An 18,987-nucleotide genomic window follows, 5' to 3' on the forward strand; every position below is an offset into this window, starting at 1 on the left:
TCTTCATGCACCATTGGACCGCGATGGTCCCGGTGCTCGATCCCGACAAGCTCAGAGTCTGCCCAGGACAGCAGGAAGCGACGCAGCGGTGGTTGACGCAGCCCTCAATGCCGCTTTACAGGAATGAGGCGTGAACCAGCCGGGAGCGCCTTCGGTGCCAATCCGGTGCTAACAGGCCAAACGGGTTGGCCCCCGCGCTACCCAAGTGGTTGAAAAATCACGATGGAGGAATGGCCGAGCGGTTTAAGGCACCGGTCTTGAAAACCGGCGTGGGTGCAAGCTCACCGTGGGTTCGAATCCCACTTCCTCCGCCAACTGGCGCCCCTGCAACCCACCTTTTTAGCATTTTGAACCTCCTATTGACCTTGCTCGCGCAACATGCCCCTTATTATGTGTAACAATCTGTGTAACGCCAGGGGATGGAATGGCGCGGAAAGATCCGCCAAAGGCGCATAAGCGCGACGGCACCTGGTACCTCGTTCGCCGTGTTCCGAAGGAATTCGCCGAGCTCGATCGCCGCGTCCTGGTCCGCATCAGCACCGACATTCCGATCGTAAACGATCCCCGTGGCATTCGTGCCAAGGAAGTAGTGCAGCGCCTCCACGTCGAGCTCGATGCGTATTGGGGAGGGCTTCGCGACGGTCAATCTGGCGAAGCTCGCTTGCGTTTCGAGGCGGCCCAGCAGCGGGCGAAAGCCCTGAGGCTGGTCTATCAGACGAATGCCGAGCTCGCTGAAGGCGCGCGCGATGATATTGTCGACCGCATTAGACTGCTCCTCGACAGGAACGTCATTGAGGACGAGCGGGAGGTGGCGGCCGCCCTGGGTGGTGAGGAGCGGCCGGCGATCCGCCTCACGGGGCTGGTTGCAGAATTCGAGAAGATCGAGGCCCAAAGCCTCAATGCCATGTCCCCGAACCAGCTCCGAAAGTGGCGCAATCCGAAAAAGCGCGCCGTTGGCAACCTTATCGAGGTTGTGGGCGACATGAACATAGCCGCCCTCACCCGGAGCCACGCCATACAATTTCGCGAGTGGTGGCAGAAACGCATACGCGTGGAAAGTCTCGACATCGGCACCGCAAACAAGGACATCGGCCACGTGTCGAAGATGCTGACCACTGTCGACATGGCACATCAGCTGAATTTGCCGCCGGTGTTCAAGAAATTGCGGCTATCGGGACAGGTCGCGGTCCAACGAGCGGCTTTCGAAGCGGCTTTCGTCCAAGACAAGATCCTTGCCGACCGCGCGCTGGCGGAACTCAACGAGGAGGCCCGTCACCTTGTGCTGCTGATAGCGGACACCGGCATGCGTTTGTCGGAGGCGGCGAACCTTCTGCCGCACCGCATCTTGCTAGATCACGCGGTGCCACATGTGCAGGTGAGGCCCGATGGACGCGTGTTGAAGACAGACCACTCCCTGCGCGACATTCCGCTCGTGGGTTGCGCGCTCGCCGTAATGAAGCTCCACCCCAAAGGGTTTCCGCGCTATCTCGACAAGGCCGACTCGCTCTCTGCCTTGGTCAACAAGTTTCTTGACAATGCGAATCTCCTGCCGACTGATGACCACTCTCTCTACAGCCTGCGGCACACATACGAGGATCGGCTGACGGCCGTGGAGGCGCCCGAAAAGGTCGTGGCCATGCTGATGGGCCACAAATGGCATCGGCCAAAATACGGTTCTGGCCCGACGCTCGAGCAAAAGCAGTTCTGGCTGAAGAAGATCGCGTTCAAACCGCCGGCGCATCTTTGACCTCCCGCGCATCATTGCGGTGAGGACCGCCGCGTTATCATCGTGGCGCGCTTGAGCTCGACGGCGCGCTCCAGATGCTCGAACAACGGCACGTATGCGCTCTCAGGGGTACAGTCACGCTTGTATATGCGGTGCTCTCCGATTAATGGCCGTGAGCCGAGAACAAATCCGAGAGGCCGAAGGATGTATGGCGATGTCGTTAGGGGAGAACTCAATCTCCAGCCTTCGGCCCTCATCCGCTCCGAAGCTGAGTACATCCTCGACTTCCGTGATGCTGACGCCCTCTGAGCTCGACTTGCTTCGGCAACAGTCGAAAGAGACGGGCGACTTCGCGCGAAAAGCCTTCGAGGGTCTACGCCCCAAGGCAGCGAAATCGGCCTATGCGGCTGGGGTGCCGTCGACGGTGACACCGAGCAGACGCGCCTGAGTTTGGAGCGACCGGACGGACACCGCCGGCGGCTACTACACGCCTAGAGACGCAATCGTACCGCGCTGGACAGCGGCCGGCCCAATGCGGCCTACCACGAGGCGTTCCACCGCCTGCAGGCGCTGTTTCTCACCGATGCCGAGCCTCGGCTAAGATTTCTACGACGCTGGACGGGATCGAAGCGGCCCGTGCTTTTGCCAGCTCTGGAGAGCCACCATTTTTACGTTTACCTGCTTACGTCTCCGTACCAGACCAGTGGGGGCTGCTGTCAGCTCCCCGATGCTCATGCCATTGCAGAGAGCCGCCTAAATGAAAAACAGCTGTCATTGGCTCGAACTGTCCTTATCGAAGATCGTTTTGTCATCTACGATCCAAAGACTGAAGAATATTTCATTATCGACTGGTTCAAAGATAACCCGCCGATGGGTGAAAAACATCGGCTTGGCGTGATAATGCAAATCGACAAGATTGTAAGCAAGCGAGTTCGTGGAGCGGCGCTATTCGAGCTTGAGCGGCTTTGCCCAGTAAAGCTCAAAGATGAATCAGAGGTACTCCCATTCAAATCGGGTATTCATAATACCGCAATCGTCCGAAATGCTGGGTCTTTGAAACGCTCTCAGTGAGCCATCCTATCGAGACCCTGTCGCTGCCCTACCCTATCGATACCTTATCCATACCCCATCGATACCCTATTGATACCCTATCGACACAGAGACAGAGATAGAGACCATACAAGACGGAAATCCAACGAAACAAAAAATCTTACCTAAACCATTTTGAAAAATGTTTGCCGCGAGCGGCGAAGCTACCCTGTTCCGCGTTGGAGCGAAGGATCGAACATGGAGGACAGAACCAGTTGGCCCAAGACTACACCGAGACATGCGAAGCTAAAACTAGGAGGGGGACGGAATGCAGAAACGCAGCTGTGCCTGGAAAGCTCAGATGTCGGTTTCATGGTGGGCTGAGTACAGGCCCCACATCCCAAGGAGGAAAGGATAGGATAGCCGAAGCGCAGCGGTATCGTTGGGAGAGGTGGAGAGCTGCGGCTGATTCCTAGCAAATTGGCTTGGCAATCGTCGGCGCTCAACGAATGACTTGACTCCTCAACGGACATATTCGGACGGGTTTGAATGGGTCAACAATCCGCTTGAATGAATCAAGATGCAAACGGTGCCACTCCATGGGGTGTTACGATTATGTTGACTTTTGTTGACCTGAAAATCGTTTCGGTGAACGGGTTTCCAGGCACATGCTGAAGCGCACGTAGTGGCCAGGGGGCATTGAGGCGCGTGAGGCTTGCCCGGCGCAGCCAGAGCAAACCAGGCTCACGGACGTTTTGCACGGCAGACCAGGTCTCAATCATCTGCTGCTTTCGCGCGCTATGCCTTTGAATTGACCAACGATGGGGTTGGGGGTCAAAGCGAGATGGATCCCAAGCGCGGCCTTAGGGCCTCATAGAACTATCACCCTCATCTTTGTTGGGGTTTTGGCCAACTAAGCGAAGATCGGGCTAGGCCGAAGACGGCCGATCGAGGTCGACTCGCGCGACGGCGTAGGCGTCAAGCGAGATGAATTGGTCATCCAGCGGTCTTGCGGAAATTTCCATGAAGTTGGGATCGGTTGCCGCCTGCTCGAACTGCTCGGCGCCGAGAAGAGCAATACGGGCGCTGCTCGGCGCATCCGAAAGCCGCACAGATTGCGTCTTGGCGGTGAGGTTAGCGACCCACAGGGTCACGCCCCGATCGTTTTCAGCTGCGATCGTCACAACGCCGTCAGCGCCGAAAGTTCCTACGGACAGCAAGGTGGCTCCGCCGAGCTTTGAGAGACCAGCCAAGACATGGAAAGCGGGATAGACCGTTCGGGAATCCTGCTGGTCAAACCATGGCTGCACGAAATCAGCCTTCCTATGGATTTGGCCAAATGGACCGGTGAAGTCACCGAAGACGACGGCCTCGATGCCCTCGCGAGCGCATGCGGCGAAATAGCCGACGATCCAGGCCGCATTGAACAGCCCGCGCTGACGAGGATCGATGCGCGATAGGCAGACGCGACCATTCGCTTCGTTCTGCGCCGTGGAGGCACCGTAAGGGTTCTCGCGGCAGCCGAGCTGACTGGGACCCACACGCAGCGGCAATTCGCCCATGAAGGAACGGGCAGAGCGGATCAGGTGGGGAATGGCCTCAAGCGTCTCCATCACTGACACATCGTCGGCAGCGTGCACGCTTGGACAGGTGGTAAAGGTCGCGTAGTCGAGCGCCTCGCTTGGCGGGCGCTTGCGATTGAGCTCGGTGAAGTACGCGGCCATGCCGCCGCCGACCGGTACACCCGGGAAAGCCCGGCGCGCTGCCGAGTAGCTTTCCTGGAAGCTCGGCATGGCCGGCCATGCTGCTCCCGGCTGTACCGATTTCATGTCCTGCGCCGGAAAGACGCAGATAGCTTCTAGATTGAGGCCGAGGCGACGGACAGCATCCGCGACCGGCTTCAACTCGCCGAAGGGATCCAGCGTTCCCCTGGTTATGATCTCCAGCACGACGCTTGCACCAATCAACCGGGTCAGCGCTGCGTACCGTTCAAGTTCATCGTGGCCGTGCCCGAGACGGAGATCGACCTGGCAGGCTATCCACTGCGGAGCCAATTGCCGAATTAGATCGGAGTTTCCAAGGGCGTGCCTGGCCTCGTCGGCGGCGACGCCGACGCCAATGCGAGGCACTCGGCCGGCCGGTCCGCCAATCGTCACTTTGATCGGCGGGTCAGGATTTTCAGACATCGGCGCAAGAAGCGTCCCCGACATATGCAGCCGGACGGCCTGGGTGAATTTCTGGCCCTTGGGCAGTCTGTAGGGCCACGGGCGACGCAAGGGACGAACATAGGTTTTATAGGATGCGTCAGACCAATTGCGTTGATCCTCCATCTCAAAGGCATCACCATCCATGGTGCAGGTGGCCCAGATCCCAGGCGCGATCTCATGTGACAACGCGCGCACGTCGGTGAACGGACATTCCGGATCAATAAAGTCCGGAAAATGCGAAAGCCTTTCGAGACCATCTTGATGCAGGACCCGCACCGGCTTGCCGGCCAAATCTGCTATGGGATGCAGCACGACGAAGCCGGTCCGGTTGGTCAAAAGGTCGGTCTCAGGCTCTGCTTCTGTCACAAACGACAGCGCACCATCGCTACTGCCCGAGACGCGTGCCCGGTAAACCAGGCGGCCGGATGTTGCGGCACATGTTGCACGGTATTCAATGGCGAACGCATCCGGCCTCTCGTCGATCCGCAGATCATCGAGAACGGGGGTACATGTTCCCCAGTTTTCGTCCCGTACAAGAAACGAGATTCCGCGCAAGATCTCGATCGTCCCGATGCGGATGTAGCGCAACGCCCCATTGTCGAACGCGACCGACAAGGATCCGGCGCGCAGTGTGCGCAGCGGTGCCTCGTGCTGTTCGGTGCCACATAAGCGGACTGCCAGGGAAGCTGTCGAGGTCAAATTGCCCGCTCCGTCGTGGCGTCGAAGATCGAGGCCCGGTTCATGTTGATGTCGATCGCAAGCTTCTCGCCCGGACGGCTGACGTCGTGCGCCTGCAGCTCAGCCATCACCGGCGCGCCAGCCAGTCGGAATGTCGCGTAGCTGCGCGAGCCGGTCGGCTGCAGCAGGTCGATCGTTGCCTCATAGCGAAACGTGCCCTGCTCCGGTGTGGCAGTGTGCGCCCGAGTGAGATGTTCTGGCCTCAACCCGAGCAGCACCTGCTGTCCGTCTGCGACGCCCTTCAGCCCCCTGCCCGGCGCTAAGGGCAGCAGCGCGTCCGCGAGCCGGATGGCGGCGGCGCTTCCGTCCAAGGCAAGGTTGCCTGGCAGGAAGCTCATCCGCGGCGAACCCAGAAACCCAGCGACGAAGGTTGAGGCCGGGTGCTCGAACAACTCGAGTGGCGCGCCCTGCTGCTCTATCAACCCGTCGCGCATCAGCACGATGCGGTCAGCCAACGTCATCGCTTCGATCTGGTCATGGGTGACGTAGATCATCGTTGTGGCAATGTCCTGGTGAAGGCGTTTGATTTCGCCGCGCATTTCGTCGCGAAGCTGTGCGTCGAGATTGGACAGTGGCTCGTCGAACAAAAAGATGAGGGGGTTGCGGACTATGGCGCGGCCGATGGCGACGCGCTGACGCTGGCCACCGGACAGCTGACGCGGAAAACGCCCCAGCAAGGGAGTGATGCCAAGCATGCGTGCCGCCTCGGCCACGCGCACCTCGACCTCTGGCTTCGGCATCTTGCGAGCCTTGAGGCCGAAGCCAATGTTCTTGGCCACGCTCATATGCGGATAGAGCGCATAATCTTGAAACACCATTGCCACGTCGCGATCGCGCGGCCGGAAATCATTGACCACTTCGCCGCCAATCTCGATCGTGCCTTGTGAGCTCTCCTCCAGTCCTGCGATGGTCCTCAGCAGAGTGCTCTTGCCGCATCCGGAGGGTCCAACCAGGACAGTGAACTCGCCGTCGGGGATGTGGAGGTCAATGCCGCGCACCGCATGGAAGGCGCCGTAGCGCTTGTGCAAGCCGGTGATTCTGACTTCGGCCATGCCTTCCCTTCCTATCCGCGAACGGCGCCGAGCGTCAGCCCGCGCACGAGATGTCGTTGAGCAAGCACTCCAAGGGCGATCGATGGCACAAGGGAGACAATGGCAAGGGCTGCGGCTTCACCATATTGTGCGCCCTGGAAGCCGATGAAGGCTCGGAAGACCGTTGGCAGCGTAAAGGCAGTTCGGCTGGTCAAAATCAGAGCGAAGAAGAACTCCGTCCAGCAGGCAATGAAGGCGAAGACAGCCGCCGCGACGATGCCTGGTGCTGCGAGCGGCACGGCAACGCGCCAGAACGCCTCCCATCTCGTGCAGCCATCGACGAGGGCCGCCTCCTCCATCGACTTCGGCATGCCGCGGAAATAGGCAAACATCATCCAAACCGACACCGGTAGCGTAAAGACCGTGTAAGCTAGGATCAGCCCGATATGGGTGTCGTACAGCCCGACGCCACGATAGATAAGGAATACCGGCAGGACGATGCCTATCGGTGGCAGGAAGCGCTGCGACAGGACCCAGAAGGACAGATGCCGGCCGCCCGTGTTGTAGCGCGCCAGACTATAAGCCATCAGCGTGCCGATCAGTGCCGAAAGCACCGTCGCCGAAAGCGAAATAATCAGGCTGTTGATAAGGCCGTCGAGACCGCGATAGGTGAACAGCGCAGCTTCGTAGTGGACAAGCGTCGGTGCGGCAGGGAACCAGACAGGCGGTACGGTGAGGTAGTCGTCGCTGGGCTTGATGGAGGTGTTGAACATCCAGTAGAGCGGCCACAGCACAAACACCAGGAAGAACCCCAGCAGCAGAATTCGGCCGATCGGCAACGACCGGCGTTTCCTGCGGCGGGCGGGCGCGACGGCGGCCATTAGACCGGTTCTACCTTCAAGAGCCGACGCACCAGCAACGTCACGATGAGCGCCGTAAAGATCAGGAACAGCCAACTTCCTGCTGTTGCTTGCGATAGATGAAACTGCGTGAAGCCGACGGTATAGAGATAATAGGAGGCCGTGTAAGTTTGTGTTCCCGGGCCACCGCCTGTCATGATGAAAATGGTATCGAACATACGGATTGCGTCGAGCAGACGGAAGGTCAGGGCCAGCAGCATCATCGGCCCGAGATGCGGGAGCGTGATCGCCCAAAAAGCCTGCCAGGCGTTGACGCCGTCAAGTTCTGCCGCCTCATAGAGATTGGGTGGGATTGCGGTCAGCCCAGCGAGCAGGATGACGAACATGAACGGCGTCCACTGCCAGACATCGGCGATGATCAGCGAGATATAGAGCCACGGGCGCTCCGTCATCCATCCTATCGTAACCTCCTGCCCCAATAGTTGCGTCAGGATATAGTTGGTCGGTCCGAAAGGCCGCTGTAAAAGCAGCGTCCAGGCCTGGCCGACGATGACCGGGCTGATGAACAGCGGCACGATCAGGATCGACATGATCACACCGCGGCCCGGAAAGCTGCGCACCATTGTCAGCGCCACCAGGAGACCGAGCACGAATTCGATAGCGACGCTGATGCCCGACAGCCATGCTGTCAGCAACAGCGACCAACGTGCTACTGGATCGAACACGACCCGCTCAAAGTTCTTCAATCCGACAAAGGCGTGGCCCGGCACCTGGAAGTCGTAGTTGATGAAAGATACCACCAGCGAGAACAGAAGCGGATAGATCGAGAGCGCCAATATCAGCAGCACCGCGGGCGCCACCAGCAGCCACTTGAAGTGACGGTCTGCCCATTGGGCAAAGGCAGACAGCCGGGGCGGTGCGCCGGCGGCCTTCAAGCGACGGATCGTGGCGGTGGGCTGCATAGGCGTATCCAAAAATCGCCGCTTAGCGGGGAGGTGTTGCGAGCCAAGCGCCCGCAACACCAATTGCTCCAGACAGCATGCCTCCCCTCAGAGGGTGACCGCCATGCCAAGTTTTTCCACCGTGTTGTCGGCAGTGGCGCCAGGCAGTTTCAAGAACTCGGTGTAGAAGCCTTTCTGCGAATCCACACCCAGTCGGTCGGTCGTCTCGTTCCACTCGGCGGCGGCCGTTTCAAGCGACGCCTTCGCATCCGCCCCAGCCCACACCGCGGTGCACATGCGGTCGATGCTCAAGAAGTAGTCCTGCGCGCCTGGCATGATCGGATCGAGCAGACCGACATTTGCCGAGTTGTTGAGGTTGGCAAGGTACTCCTTGGCACTGGGGAAGAGCGCGCCGTAGAGCTCGGACTTGAAGTGCGAGATGCGGTATGGGTCGCGTAGCGCATAGGGCAGCATGCAACGTGCCAGCGAGACGGGTGGCGAGCATACCCATTGCATGAACAGATATGCCGCCTCTGGGTTGGGCGAATCCGCGGACAGTGCCTTGTTGTAGCCGGTCGCATGTTCCGGATTTCCCGGAACGACGGCATAGCCGACCTTGCCAGCGATCTGCGACTGCGGAATGAAGTTGATTGCCGTGGCGGACTGCGAATAGTTCGCCGCCATACGGCCGCTAGGAGGCCAGGAATAGATCATCGCGACTTTGCCGGTCAGGAAAGCCGCCCACAAGGAAACGGCGTCGAGCTCGTTGTTGCCGGGGATCGAGGCCTTGTTTGCGGCGAGCATGTTTGTCAGCGTCTTGACGCCGGCATCCGACACCAAGCCGGCCTTCATGTCGTCTCCGAACAGTTTTCCGCCGTTGGCGCGGTACTGCTGCAGAAAGTCGAACTGATTGCCAGGGCTGCCCGCCTTGCGGAAATGTCCCGCGCCATAAACCTTTGGCGCCATCTGGTCGGTAATGAACTGGGCGATCTGGGCATATTCTTCCCAGGTCTTCGGCGGTCCAAGCTTGGCGTTGAACTTCGCCTGGTAAGCCTCCACCATTTTCGGATCCTCGAAGATGTCCTTGCGGTAGTAGAGAGCGAACATGTCGCCGTCGTCGAAGAACCCCCAGATCTTTCCCTTGTAGGTCGGCAGCGCCTTGTACAGGGGATGATAGTCCTCGAGGTCTGCCGGGTTCATGTATTTGGCGATGTAGTCGTCTAGAGGGGCAATGACGCCGCCATCGGCAAGCGACGGTGTCCAGGCCGGCGAGATGTCGAGAACGTCATAGGCACCCGAGCCGGCGATGTGCTCGGCGACTGCCTTGGAGTACTGGTCAGGGTTCGACAGTTCGACGACATTCGACTTCATCCCGGTAAGCTGCTCCCACATCGGCCCACTGAAATTGCGCGGATCGAGTGCCTGCAGGCCAGCCTCGTAGGTCATGTTGAGGGTGACGCCCGAATGCGCCTTGGCCGCCTCCGCCGCGCGAAAGGCGGAACCGTCCGCCGGCCCTTCCTTCGATGCTTTTAGGGCTGCGGCCTGCGCCTGGCCGAGCGGCGACGTGGCGTCCGCCAATTCCAATGTTTGCTGCGCCATCGCCCAATCCGTCATCATCCCCAGCATCGGGCCGGACACGGCCAACATGCCGGTCATCTGACCGAAGCGGGTGATGAAAGTTCGGCGGGTGGTTTCGCCGCTCATGAAGGCGTCGACCTCTGCTTCGAGACCTGCCTGAAAGTCACGTTTTTCACGATCGTTCATAGTGCTTGGTCCTCCCATTTCCATTTGCTTCACTCGTCCGCCGGCGCTGCGGTCAAGCATTTCCTCCCGTAAGGTCGCCGCAAAGGGGCCGCGGCGGCGCGCCCAAAAATCAGTGTCCTCCTAGGTTCCGAAGCGGGCGGCGAGCCCCGACAGCCTGGTCTTCCACAGCTCGCTCGAAAGAACCTCGCGATTGACCACGCCGCGCGGCTCCCGACCGCGCTGCACCTCCATTACCGCTTTGACGTCGGCGGCACCGTTGCCGGCAAAGCACTGGTCGGTCCAGCAAAGTGCGTGCGGCGCCAGGATGACATTGTCGAGTTTGAGGATCGCATCGTCTGCGTCGGGAGGCTCTTGTTCCAGCACGTCGAGACCGGCGCCGGCGATGCGGCGCTCCTGCAGCGCTTGCGACAGCGCTTTCTGGTCGACGATCGGGCCGCGCGCGGTGTTGATCAGGTAAGCTGTCGGCTTCATCAGGGCGATCCGCTCAGCGTTGACGATGTGGTGGGTCTGAGGCGACAGGGGGCAACTGACCGACAGCACGTCGGCGCGGCGAAACAGATCCTCCAGCCCGACCAGCTCGACGCCCAGGTCGGCAGCGACCCTCTTGTCGGCAAACGGGTCATGGGCAATGAATTGCATGTCAAAGGGCTTCGCCAAGCGGAAGACCTCGGCACCGATGTTGCCGATGCCCAGTGACCCAAGCGAACGCCCGACGAGGCCGACCCCCATGTGATCGGAGCGCTTCTCGAAACCAACAGACCCTTTGCGGGTGAGCGCGTCCTTTGTCAGCAGTTTGCCGGTCAGTGCCAGCATGAAGGTGATGACGGATACGGCGACGGGGCGTCGCACGCCATCGGGCGTGATGACCAAGGCAATGCCGGCTGCGGTGCAGGCCTCAACGTCGACAGTGTCGTAGCCGACCCCGAAGCGGGCAACGACGGCCAGGCGCCCGCTCCTTGGGATGCTCGTGGCATCGAAGCGATGGGCGAGGAGGATCAGCGCATCGAAATCCTCAAGTTGGTCGGCGCGAAGCGGACTGTTTGACTCCAGGAACACCATCTCGACGCCTGTCGCATTGCGCAGTGGCACCAGATCGAAATCTGGGTAGGTCGGCGAGCCGTCCGGCTTGCGGAAATCACCGGAAAGCGCCACCCTGAATTTTACGCTGTCCATCGTCTCCTCCGCTCCTATTCGCACCCGGCCCGGATCTTGGAAACCGCGTCGGCGATCGCGTCGTGCAGAACCCAAACGTCGCCTGAATAACAAATAAAATCAAAACCTTGTGCGTAGAAGTCGTGTCCCTGCGCGACGTTGGGCACCAAGCGTCCAAGCGATTTGTTGTGCTTCTTGGCGGCGGCAACGATTTTGGCCATTGCAGCAGTGAAAGTGGGGTGGGCGAAGTCGCCAGGAATGCCGAGCGAGACGGACAGGTCGAAATGTCCGACCCACAGACAATCGACCCCGTCCAGTCCCGCGATGCCGTCAATGTTCCTGACGCCGTCGGCGGTCTCTATCAGGCAGATGAACGTCGAGCGCTTGTTGGCGGCTGAGAATTTATCAGTGACCGAGCCCGGACGGTAGCGGTCATGAGCGATCTGCAGCGCCACGCCGCGGACGCCGGCAGGGTGATATTTCATGGAATTGATGATGTGCTGCGCCTGCTCGACGGTACTCACCATCGGCGCGATCAGGCCTTCGGCCCCCATATCCATGGCGCGGGCAAGGAAATGGTAGTCCTGCGATGGCACACGCACCATAACCGGCAGGTCGGCCGCCTCGAAATAGCGGATCGCACTCTTCACCGTCTCCAGGCTGAAGCCCGAATGCTCCATATCGAAAAAGACGAAGTCACAGCCAGCGGACTTCAGGATGTGACCTATACCCGGCGTCGCGAACTCGGCGACGAGCGTACCAAGTTTGACCCGCCTGTGAGAAGTTAACGCCCTGAGACTTGGCTCTGACATGCACTTCCTCCCGTTCGCCCAAAAGGGCCAATCCGCCTAGTTCTCGTCAATGCGTGGCCTCAAGAACGAGGTCGCAGGTCATCACCAACTTGGTCACGACGAGCGGCGCGCTCTGCGTATTGAATTCGTCGAAGTGAGCGGTGCGGCAGTGCTCCTCGAATGCGGCCTCGCTATCGTAAATCTCATAGAGCAGGACCCGGTCCGGTTCGCCGCGCGCCTCCGTCACGTCAAAGCGGCGGCAGCCGGCCTCGCTGCGCATCGACGCGGTTGCATTGGCGTCCACAAGTTCGCGGAATCTGCCCCGGGCACCCGGCTTGAGGCGGAAATCGACCCAGACCACGAAGCCCCTCATCACTTGGCACCTGCAATTTCCAGATAGCGCCTGGACACATATTCCAGATGCCTGCGCATAGCCGCTTCGGAGGCGTCTGGATCGCGCGCGGCGACGGCATCAAAGATTTCGCGATGAGCCTCATAGGCCTTGCGGTCTTCACCTTTGGCCAAAGTCGTGCGCCGCTGTTCGAGCAGCCATTCGGCCAACGCCGCGTGGATAGCTGTGAAGATTCGATTGCGGGTGATCACCGCCAGCACGTAGTGGAAGTCCACGTCGGTGCGCTCGAAGCGCGTCAGGTCCCCGATCGACTGTCGGTTGATTTCAAGCGCCTCTTTGAGACTTTCAATATCTTCTGGGGTGGCATTGATGGCGGCGTTGCGGGCAAGACCGACTTCGAAAAACAAACGCGCGCTCTGGAAGTCATGAACCCCGCCGGGGGCCGAAATCATGTGACGCGCCGGCCCCGAGAGGGCGTCGATCACGAATTGGGGCGTTGGCCGAGTGACGCGGGCGCGCTCGCCGGATTTCACCTCGACAAGGCCCATCTTGCTCAGATGCAGCAGGGCTTCGCGGATTGAAGGGCGCCCGACCCCAAACTGCCGCATGAGTTCCCGTTCGGATGGGAGCCGGTCGGCTTCGGCCAGCTCTCCCCCGCGGATCATCCGCTCAAGGTGCGCTGCAACCTCGTCCGAAAGCTTCCGCGGCTTGATCAGAACTCCGATCATTGGCATACCTGTTATACCAATACGCTATGGCCCCAGAGCGCCTCTGTCAACGATCCTTCTACCAACAGACGCTCGTGACCAAGTGAGAACGGTCATTGTTCTTCCTGTCAAACGAGTATCTATCGGCGTTCGCCCAACTGAGACGCCGCACAAAGTTGGAACGAATCTGGCGTAAAATTGGCTGGGCGCATCGACGCCGGCATCGAGGAGGCGCTCGCCCGCTTTGGCATCGATACTCGTGGCGCAGCAGACGGCTGGGGAGCGACACTCGACAGCGTATATGACGGAGCGATTGAGGCGCTGACCTCCCTTGATGCTAGCTTTGCAAAGGCACTAGCGATCATCGCCGAGGGCTGAGCATGGCAGACATCGATGCTACACAGCGCGTCATCGAACATCTTTTGACGCATTTCGCCTGACCAAAAGCGGGCGCAAGCAGTCCGGCGGCAACGGGCTGTAACCGACTGTCAGGTCTCGGCAGGCATTTGAGATAGCTGCCGTTCTCCATACGATCCCCAGTTGGACGATAAGACCAAGCGTCCCAACAGCCAGAAGCGGACATCGTCAACGAGTTTAATTTACGCAGCCAGGATCGACCTCGCAGTTCGGGCCGATGCGACACCCATCCGGAACGCCATAGCTCAAAACCCCTCAAGCGCTTCAGCGCAGCGTTGCAAAAGGTCAAGCTGCGTTGCGGACCTCGGGTCTGCCGTTCGTTCTCCTCCGTCACGGCTGGTATACGGAGAACCACACGCCTTCCGTGATCCCTGACCTCTCTGGGCAGCATGATCCCGACCGCTTCCTGCAACGGAGGGCGATCATTTCCACTAAATCCAATGCTTTATGAGGAAAGCCGGTGGTACCGTTGGCTGGGATCAGTTCGCCCATCAACCAACTGTTTTTGTCACGTTTTTCCTTCCTGCGGGGTGTTGTTTGTATCACAATATGTATCACAGCAGGCAGCACAATCTCGCCGCGGATATTCCGCCGGCGACACGGACAGACGGCAACTTGCATCGGCGTACGAGGGGGCTGCGCAATTTTTTGCAGAAGCAGGAACATAGCTGCATCGCCCAAGTTAAATACCGACGGCATTGGATCACGGCTTCATTCTCGCATTTCCAGTCTGCCAGAGTGCTCCGGGATTCTTTGATGCTCGAACGAATGGGCAGGACAATGTATCGCTGTCAGCTTTTGCTATCAGCCTTTGGTCTGGTGTTGTTGACGGGTGGCCTGTTCCCACAGGGCCAAGCCATGGCACAGGCGCCCTGCCCGGCCGACCACGATAAGCTGCTCGCTGTCCTCAAGGCCAATGTGAAAGCAAGCGGCGGACCTGCCAACGGTGGCTTTGAGACCAACGAATGGGCCGCTATCGTCGCCCGCGACGGCGCCGTATGCGCGATCGCTTTCAGCGGTCCCACCGCCGATTCGCAATGGCCAGGCAGTCGCCTCGTCGCGGCAGAGAAGGCCAACACGGCCAATGGACTCAGCCTGGCGCAGATGGCCCTATCGACGGCCAATCTCTACGCGGGGGCGCAGCCGGGCGGGCCGCTTTTCGGCTTGCAGGAGACCAATCCGGTCAACCAGGCCGCGGCCTATGCGGGCGATCCCAAAACGTTCGGAAGCGCCAGCGATCCCCTCGTCGGCAAGCCGATTGGAGGCGTCGTTGTGTTTGGCGGCGGGCTTGCCCTCTATGACGGCAAGAGCATCGTCGGAGGCATCGGAGTCTCCGGAGATTCCTCATGCGCCGATCACAATGTCGCCTGGCGTGTTCGCGCGGCGCTCGGCTTCGACAAGGTTCCCGCCGGGGTCAATCCCAATCGCAAGGACGCCATCGTCTACGATCTCGATCCCGGCGGCAAAAGCGCCTCGGGCTGGGGTCATCCGCTTTGTGCCGGCACCGAGGCTGACATCGCGGCGGAGCTCGGCGCCGGCGTGGGAGGCTCGATCCACAAATGAAAGGCATGCTGCACCCGGCACCAGCGCGCGTTGACGCAGGACAAGGCGCCCGCGCATTGGCGATCTGGAATTCTTTTCGCACCTGCATACTCTCGGTGATGCTGCTGGCATGCGGCCCATTCCTGAGCGGTGCCTCGGGGCCGCCATCGGCGGCGGCTATTGCGCCGCCCGCCGCCGCCGCGCCACCCGATGACGGGCAATGGACAATGCCGGCCAAGAACTACGCGTCGACCCGCTTCAGCGACCTGACCGAGATCAACGAAGGCAACGTCAAGAACCTGCAGGTCGCCTTCACCTTCTCGACCGGCGTGAACAAGGGTCAGGAAGCAGCGCCGCTGGTTGTCGGCAACATCATGTACATCGTCACGCCCTTTCCCAACATCGTCTACGCGCTCGACCTTTCCAGGCCCGGCGCGCCGATGAAGTGGAAGTACGAGCCCAACCCCGAGCCGGCGGCACAAGGGGTGGCCTGCTGCGATGTCGTCAACCGCGGCGCGGCCTTCGCCGACGGGCGTATCTTCTTCAACACGCTGGACGGCTACACGATCGCGCTCGATGCCGGTACGGGCAAGCCGATCTGGAACGCTCATATCGGCAACATCAACATCGGCGAGACAATCACCATGGCGCCGCTGGTGGTGAAGGGAAAAGTTCTGGTCGGCAATTCCGGCGGCGAAATGGGCGTCCGCGGCTGGGTGAAGGCGCTGGATGCCGGAAACGGGCATGTTGTCTGGACGGCTTATGGCACTGGACCCGACAAGGATGTGCTGATCGGCCCGGACTTCAAGCCCCACTATGACATGGACAAGGGCACAGACCTTGGCGTGACGACATGGCCGCCGGAAGCCTGGAAGATCGGCGGCGGCAATATGTGGGGCTGGATCTCCTACGATCCGGACTTGAACTTGATCTTCCACGGCACAGGCAATCCAGGACCGTGGAATCCGGATTTGCGGCCCGGCGACAACAAATGGACGTCCGGTATTTTCGCGCGTGATCCCGATACCGGAGCGGCGAAGTGGTTCTATCAGTGGAGCCCGCATGACCTCCATGACTATGACGGGATCAACGAGCAGATCCTTCTGGACATGACCTGGCAAGGCAAGCCGCGCAAGGTCCTCGTCCGACCGGAACGCAACGGCTACCTCTATATCCTGGATCGGACCACTGGCGAGGTGCTGTCGGCCACAGCCTATGGCCCGGTCAATTCCAGCAAGGGCGTCGACCTGAAGACCGGCCGCCTGATTGCAAACCCCGACAAGAGAACCGGCACCGGCAAGGTGGTGCGAGACATTTGCCCGACAGCGTCGGGCCTCAAGGACTGGCAACCATCGGCCTTTTCGCCGAGGACCGGCCTGCTCTACATCCCCCACAACAATCTCTGCATGGACGAAGAAGGCGTCGAGGTAAACTACATCGCAGGCACGCCCTATGTCGGCATGAACGTACGCATGATCCCCGGGCCGGGCGGCAATCGTGGTGCCTTCACCGCCTGGGATGTTGCCGCCGCCAAGCCGGCCTGGGTCCTGAAGGAGAACTTTCCGGTGTGGAGCGGCACCGTCGTCACTGCCGGCGATGTCGTCTTTTACGGCACCATGGAAGGCTGGTTCAAGGCGATCAGCGCCAGGACTGGCGATCTCCTTTGGCAATTCAAGACATCGTCCGGCATCATCGGCCAGCCGATAACCTATCGCGGCCCCGATGGGCACCAATATGTCGCAATTCTGTCAGGCGTCGGTGGCTGGGCCGGTGCCATCGTTTCCGGCGACCTCGACCCACGCGATGCTACCGCGGCACTTGGCTTCGTCAACGCGATGAAGGATCTAAAGAACGCTACCACGGCGGGAGGCACGCTTTATGTGTTCCGGCTGCCTTGATGGATTGGACTTGACCGTACGTCCGGCGCGAAAGGCGTTCCAACGGGTGGCGATCGGCATGGCCGGGCTCGCCTTGTTGCTCTTGCCGGCTATTGCCAATCCACGTGAGTTGAGAGTGTGCGCCGACCCGAACAACATGCCGTTTTCCAACGCCGCCGGTCAAGGCTTCGAGAACAGGATCGCGGAAATTATCGCCACTGATCTCGGCGCCAAGCTGACGTATACTTGGTGGGCGCAGCGCCGTGGCTTCATCCGTAACACGCTGAAGGCAGGCCTTTGCGATCTCGTGCCCGGCACGCCTGCCAATGTCGAAATGCTGCGCACGACCACGCCTTACTACCGTTCGTCCTATGTCTTCGTGACCCGCCAGGACGGCCCGGACGTGGCCTCCTTCAACGACCCGCGGTTGCAAGAATTGCGTATCGGTGTTCAGCTCATCGGCGACGATGGCGCCAACTCGCCGCCTGTCCAGGCGCTTGGCCGCCGCGGCATCGTCGGGCACCTCATCGGCTACCCCGTCTATGGCGACTACTCCGCTCCCAACCCTCCGGCGCGCATCGTCGAAGCTGTCGCGAACGGCGAGATCGATCTTGCCGTGGTCTGGGGTCCGCTCGCCGGCTATTTCGCCCAGAGGCAAAAGGTGTCGCTCCGGATCACGCCGGTCACGCCTCGCATCGACGGACCGCAACTGCCGCTGATGTACGACATCTCAATGGGTGTTCGGCGCGAGGACGATGCGCTGCGTGGCGATGTGAATAGCGCGCTTGCCAGACACAAGGCCGAGATCGACGCGGTTCTGGCGCAATACGGCGTACCGCGTCTGGACATGGCCGGGAGTCCGGCGCGATGAGGCAGGCTCTGGCGATGTTGCTGCCCTTGACGCTGACCCTGGTCGCCTGCCAGCGCGAGGAGCGCGACACGCGACCGCAATCGGCGCTCGGCTCAGGTGAGCAGCCGACGCCTGTGACCACGTTGGAGCCGGGCGGACAGCGCCCCTCCCCCACCGACAACAAGGCGGCGAGCTTCGAGGCCAACGCCTTCCACATGAGCGAGGGCAAACGCCTGTTCGGCTGGTTCAACTGCTCGGGCTGCCATGCCAATGGCGGTGGCGGCATGGGCCCGGCGCTGATGGACGAGAAGTGGCTCTACGGCAGCTCGATCGAAAGCATCCACGCCACGATCCGCGACGGCAGGCCGAACGGGATGCCGAGCTTCGGCCAGAAGATACCCGACGACCAGATATGGGAGCTGGCGGCATATGTGCGTGCACTGGGCGGCAACGCGCCCTCCTCCGCCGCGCCGCAACGCAATGACGGCATGATGGTGCATCCCTCGGAAAACCGCCTGCCGGATGCCGCGACACTGGGCAAATCACCGTGAAGCGCCCGGCTTCGATGACCTTCGCCCTCTGTGTCCTGCTTCTTCTGCAGGGATGCGCAGGCTGGCAGTCGGCGCTGGATCCGAAAGGCCCCGCAGCCGGCGAGTTGGCTTGGCTGATCTGGTTCTTCACCGCGCTTTGCGCGGTTGTGTGGGTGCTGGTGATGATCGCGCTCGCAGCACCGCTGGTCATGCGATCGCGTCCTGGCGATGAACCCCTCTTACTCGACGAAGCGGCCGAACGCCGCAAGATGCGCGTGGTCGCGTCCGCCGTCGGACTGACCGCCATCATCCTGATCGGACTGACGCTGTTAAGCTTTTTCGCCAACAGGACGCTGGCTGCGATCGGCTCGGAGGCTGTGCTGACAATCAAGGTGACCGGGCACCAGTGGTGGTGGGAGTTGCGCTACGAGGATGCTACGCCGAGCCGCATCCTGACGACGGCAAACGAGATC

At 60.7% G+C, this 18,987-nt stretch carries 18 protein-coding genes and 1 tRNA gene; 10 read left to right on the forward strand and 9 right to left on the reverse strand.

All coding sequences use genetic code 11. The annotated features are described in order from the left end of the window. Positions 1 to 224: 224 nt before the first annotated feature. From NKJ11_RS18810 to NKJ11_RS18825, 4 genes are all read left to right on the forward strand, one after another. Positions 225 to 314, forward strand: a tRNA-Ser gene (locus NKJ11_RS18810). Between the two features lie 110 nt (positions 315 to 424). Next, positions 425 to 1,747: an integrase gene (locus tag NKJ11_RS18815; RefSeq protein ID WP_352793937.1), complete on the forward strand. Its 1,323-nt coding sequence runs from the start codon at positions 425 to 427 to the stop codon at positions 1,745 to 1,747. A gap of 615 nt (positions 1,748 to 2,362) precedes the next feature. After that, complete coding sequence (locus NKJ11_RS18820) at positions 2,363 to 2,797, forward strand: hypothetical protein (protein WP_352793939.1); 435 nt, start codon at positions 2,363 to 2,365, stop codon at positions 2,795 to 2,797. A gap of 233 nt (positions 2,798 to 3,030) precedes the next feature. Next, positions 3,031 to 3,231: an HGGxSTG domain-containing protein gene (locus NKJ11_RS18825; protein WP_352461333.1), complete on the forward strand. Its 201-nt coding sequence runs from the start codon at positions 3,031 to 3,033 to the stop codon at positions 3,229 to 3,231. Positions 3,232 to 3,684: 453 nt separating this feature from the next. On the opposite strand, the gene NKJ11_RS18830 is transcribed toward NKJ11_RS18825, so the two are convergent. From NKJ11_RS18830 to nanR, 9 genes are all read right to left on the reverse strand, one after another. Beyond that, positions 3,685 to 5,661, reverse strand: a complete 1,977-nt coding sequence (locus NKJ11_RS18830) for a D-apionate lactonase family protein (RefSeq protein WP_352793940.1) — start codon at positions 5,659 to 5,661, stop codon at positions 3,685 to 3,687. Then, positions 5,658 to 6,752, reverse strand: coding sequence for an ABC transporter ATP-binding protein (locus NKJ11_RS18835; protein WP_023811943.1), 1,095 nt, complete (start codon positions 6,750 to 6,752; stop codon positions 5,658 to 5,660). Before NKJ11_RS18835 ends, NKJ11_RS18830 begins: the two co-directional genes overlap by 4 nt. An 11-nt stretch (positions 6,753 to 6,763) precedes the next feature. After that, positions 6,764 to 7,570, reverse strand: coding sequence for a carbohydrate ABC transporter permease (locus NKJ11_RS18840; RefSeq protein ID WP_245273237.1), 807 nt, complete (start codon positions 7,568 to 7,570; stop codon positions 6,764 to 6,766). Positions 7,571 to 7,611: 41 nt separating this feature from the next. Then, positions 7,612 to 8,613: a carbohydrate ABC transporter permease gene (locus tag NKJ11_RS18845; RefSeq protein ID WP_245273236.1), complete on the reverse strand. Its 1,002-nt coding sequence runs from the start codon at positions 8,611 to 8,613 to the stop codon at positions 7,612 to 7,614. Positions 8,614 to 8,640: 27 nt separating this feature from the next. Then, on the reverse strand, positions 8,641 to 10,296 hold the full coding sequence (locus NKJ11_RS18850) for an extracellular solute-binding protein (protein ID WP_127296120.1): 1,656 nt from the start codon (positions 10,294 to 10,296) through the stop codon (positions 8,641 to 8,643). Positions 10,297 to 10,416: 120 nt separating this feature from the next. Next, positions 10,417 to 11,469: an NAD(P)-dependent oxidoreductase gene (locus tag NKJ11_RS18855; protein WP_352442883.1), complete on the reverse strand. Its 1,053-nt coding sequence runs from the start codon at positions 11,467 to 11,469 to the stop codon at positions 10,417 to 10,419. 14 nt (positions 11,470 to 11,483) lie between these two features. After that, positions 11,484 to 12,260 carry an HpcH/HpaI aldolase family protein gene (locus tag NKJ11_RS18860; RefSeq protein WP_352442884.1) on the reverse strand — a complete coding sequence of 259 codons (777 nt, stop codon included), beginning with the start codon at positions 12,258 to 12,260 and terminating at the stop codon, positions 11,484 to 11,486. A gap of 46 nt (positions 12,261 to 12,306) precedes the next feature. Then, the gene (locus tag NKJ11_RS18865) at positions 12,307 to 12,612 is read right to left on the reverse strand and encodes a putative quinol monooxygenase (RefSeq protein ID WP_023811937.1); all 306 of its coding nucleotides are present in this window, start codon (positions 12,610 to 12,612) and stop codon (positions 12,307 to 12,309) included. Beyond that, the gene (gene nanR / locus NKJ11_RS18870) at positions 12,612 to 13,319 is read right to left on the reverse strand and encodes a transcriptional regulator NanR (protein ID WP_352793941.1); all 708 of its coding nucleotides are present in this window, start codon (positions 13,317 to 13,319) and stop codon (positions 12,612 to 12,614) included. Before nanR ends, NKJ11_RS18865 begins: the two co-directional genes overlap by 1 nt. A gap of 177 nt (positions 13,320 to 13,496) precedes the next feature. On the opposite strand from nanR, the gene NKJ11_RS18875 reads away from it, so the two are divergent. From NKJ11_RS18875 to NKJ11_RS18900, 6 genes are all read left to right on the forward strand, one after another. After that, positions 13,497 to 13,676 carry a hypothetical protein gene (locus NKJ11_RS18875; RefSeq protein WP_128304509.1) on the forward strand — a complete coding sequence of 60 codons (180 nt, stop codon included), beginning with the start codon at positions 13,497 to 13,499 and terminating at the stop codon, positions 13,674 to 13,676. Between the two features lie 486 nt (positions 13,677 to 14,162). Beyond that, positions 14,163 to 15,278: a heme-binding protein gene (locus NKJ11_RS33850; protein WP_502895284.1), complete on the forward strand. Its 1,116-nt coding sequence runs from the start codon at positions 14,163 to 14,165 to the stop codon at positions 15,276 to 15,278. After that, positions 15,275 to 17,155 carry a methanol/ethanol family PQQ-dependent dehydrogenase gene (locus NKJ11_RS18885; protein ID WP_352793942.1) on the forward strand — a complete coding sequence of 627 codons (1,881 nt, stop codon included), beginning with the start codon at positions 15,275 to 15,277 and terminating at the stop codon, positions 17,153 to 17,155. Before NKJ11_RS33850 ends, NKJ11_RS18885 begins: the two co-directional genes overlap by 4 nt. Next, entirely contained in the window at positions 17,136 to 18,005 is an 870-nt protein-coding gene (locus NKJ11_RS18890) for a substrate-binding domain-containing protein (RefSeq protein WP_352793943.1), read from the forward strand. Before NKJ11_RS18885 ends, NKJ11_RS18890 begins: the two co-directional genes overlap by 20 nt. Beyond that, the gene (locus NKJ11_RS18895; RefSeq protein WP_352793944.1) at positions 18,002 to 18,535 is read left to right on the forward strand and encodes a c-type cytochrome; all 534 of its coding nucleotides are present in this window, start codon (positions 18,002 to 18,004) and stop codon (positions 18,533 to 18,535) included. Before NKJ11_RS18890 ends, NKJ11_RS18895 begins: the two co-directional genes overlap by 4 nt. Positions 18,536 to 18,549: 14 nt before the next feature. Further along, positions 18,550 to 18,987, forward strand: a 438-nt coding sequence (locus NKJ11_RS18900) for a cytochrome c oxidase subunit II (protein ID WP_502905802.1), incomplete at its 3' end; no start/stop codon positions are given.

The organism is Mesorhizobium sp. M0243 (assembly GCF_040321775.1).
Lineage (GTDB): Bacteria > Pseudomonadota > Alphaproteobacteria > Rhizobiales > Rhizobiaceae > Mesorhizobium.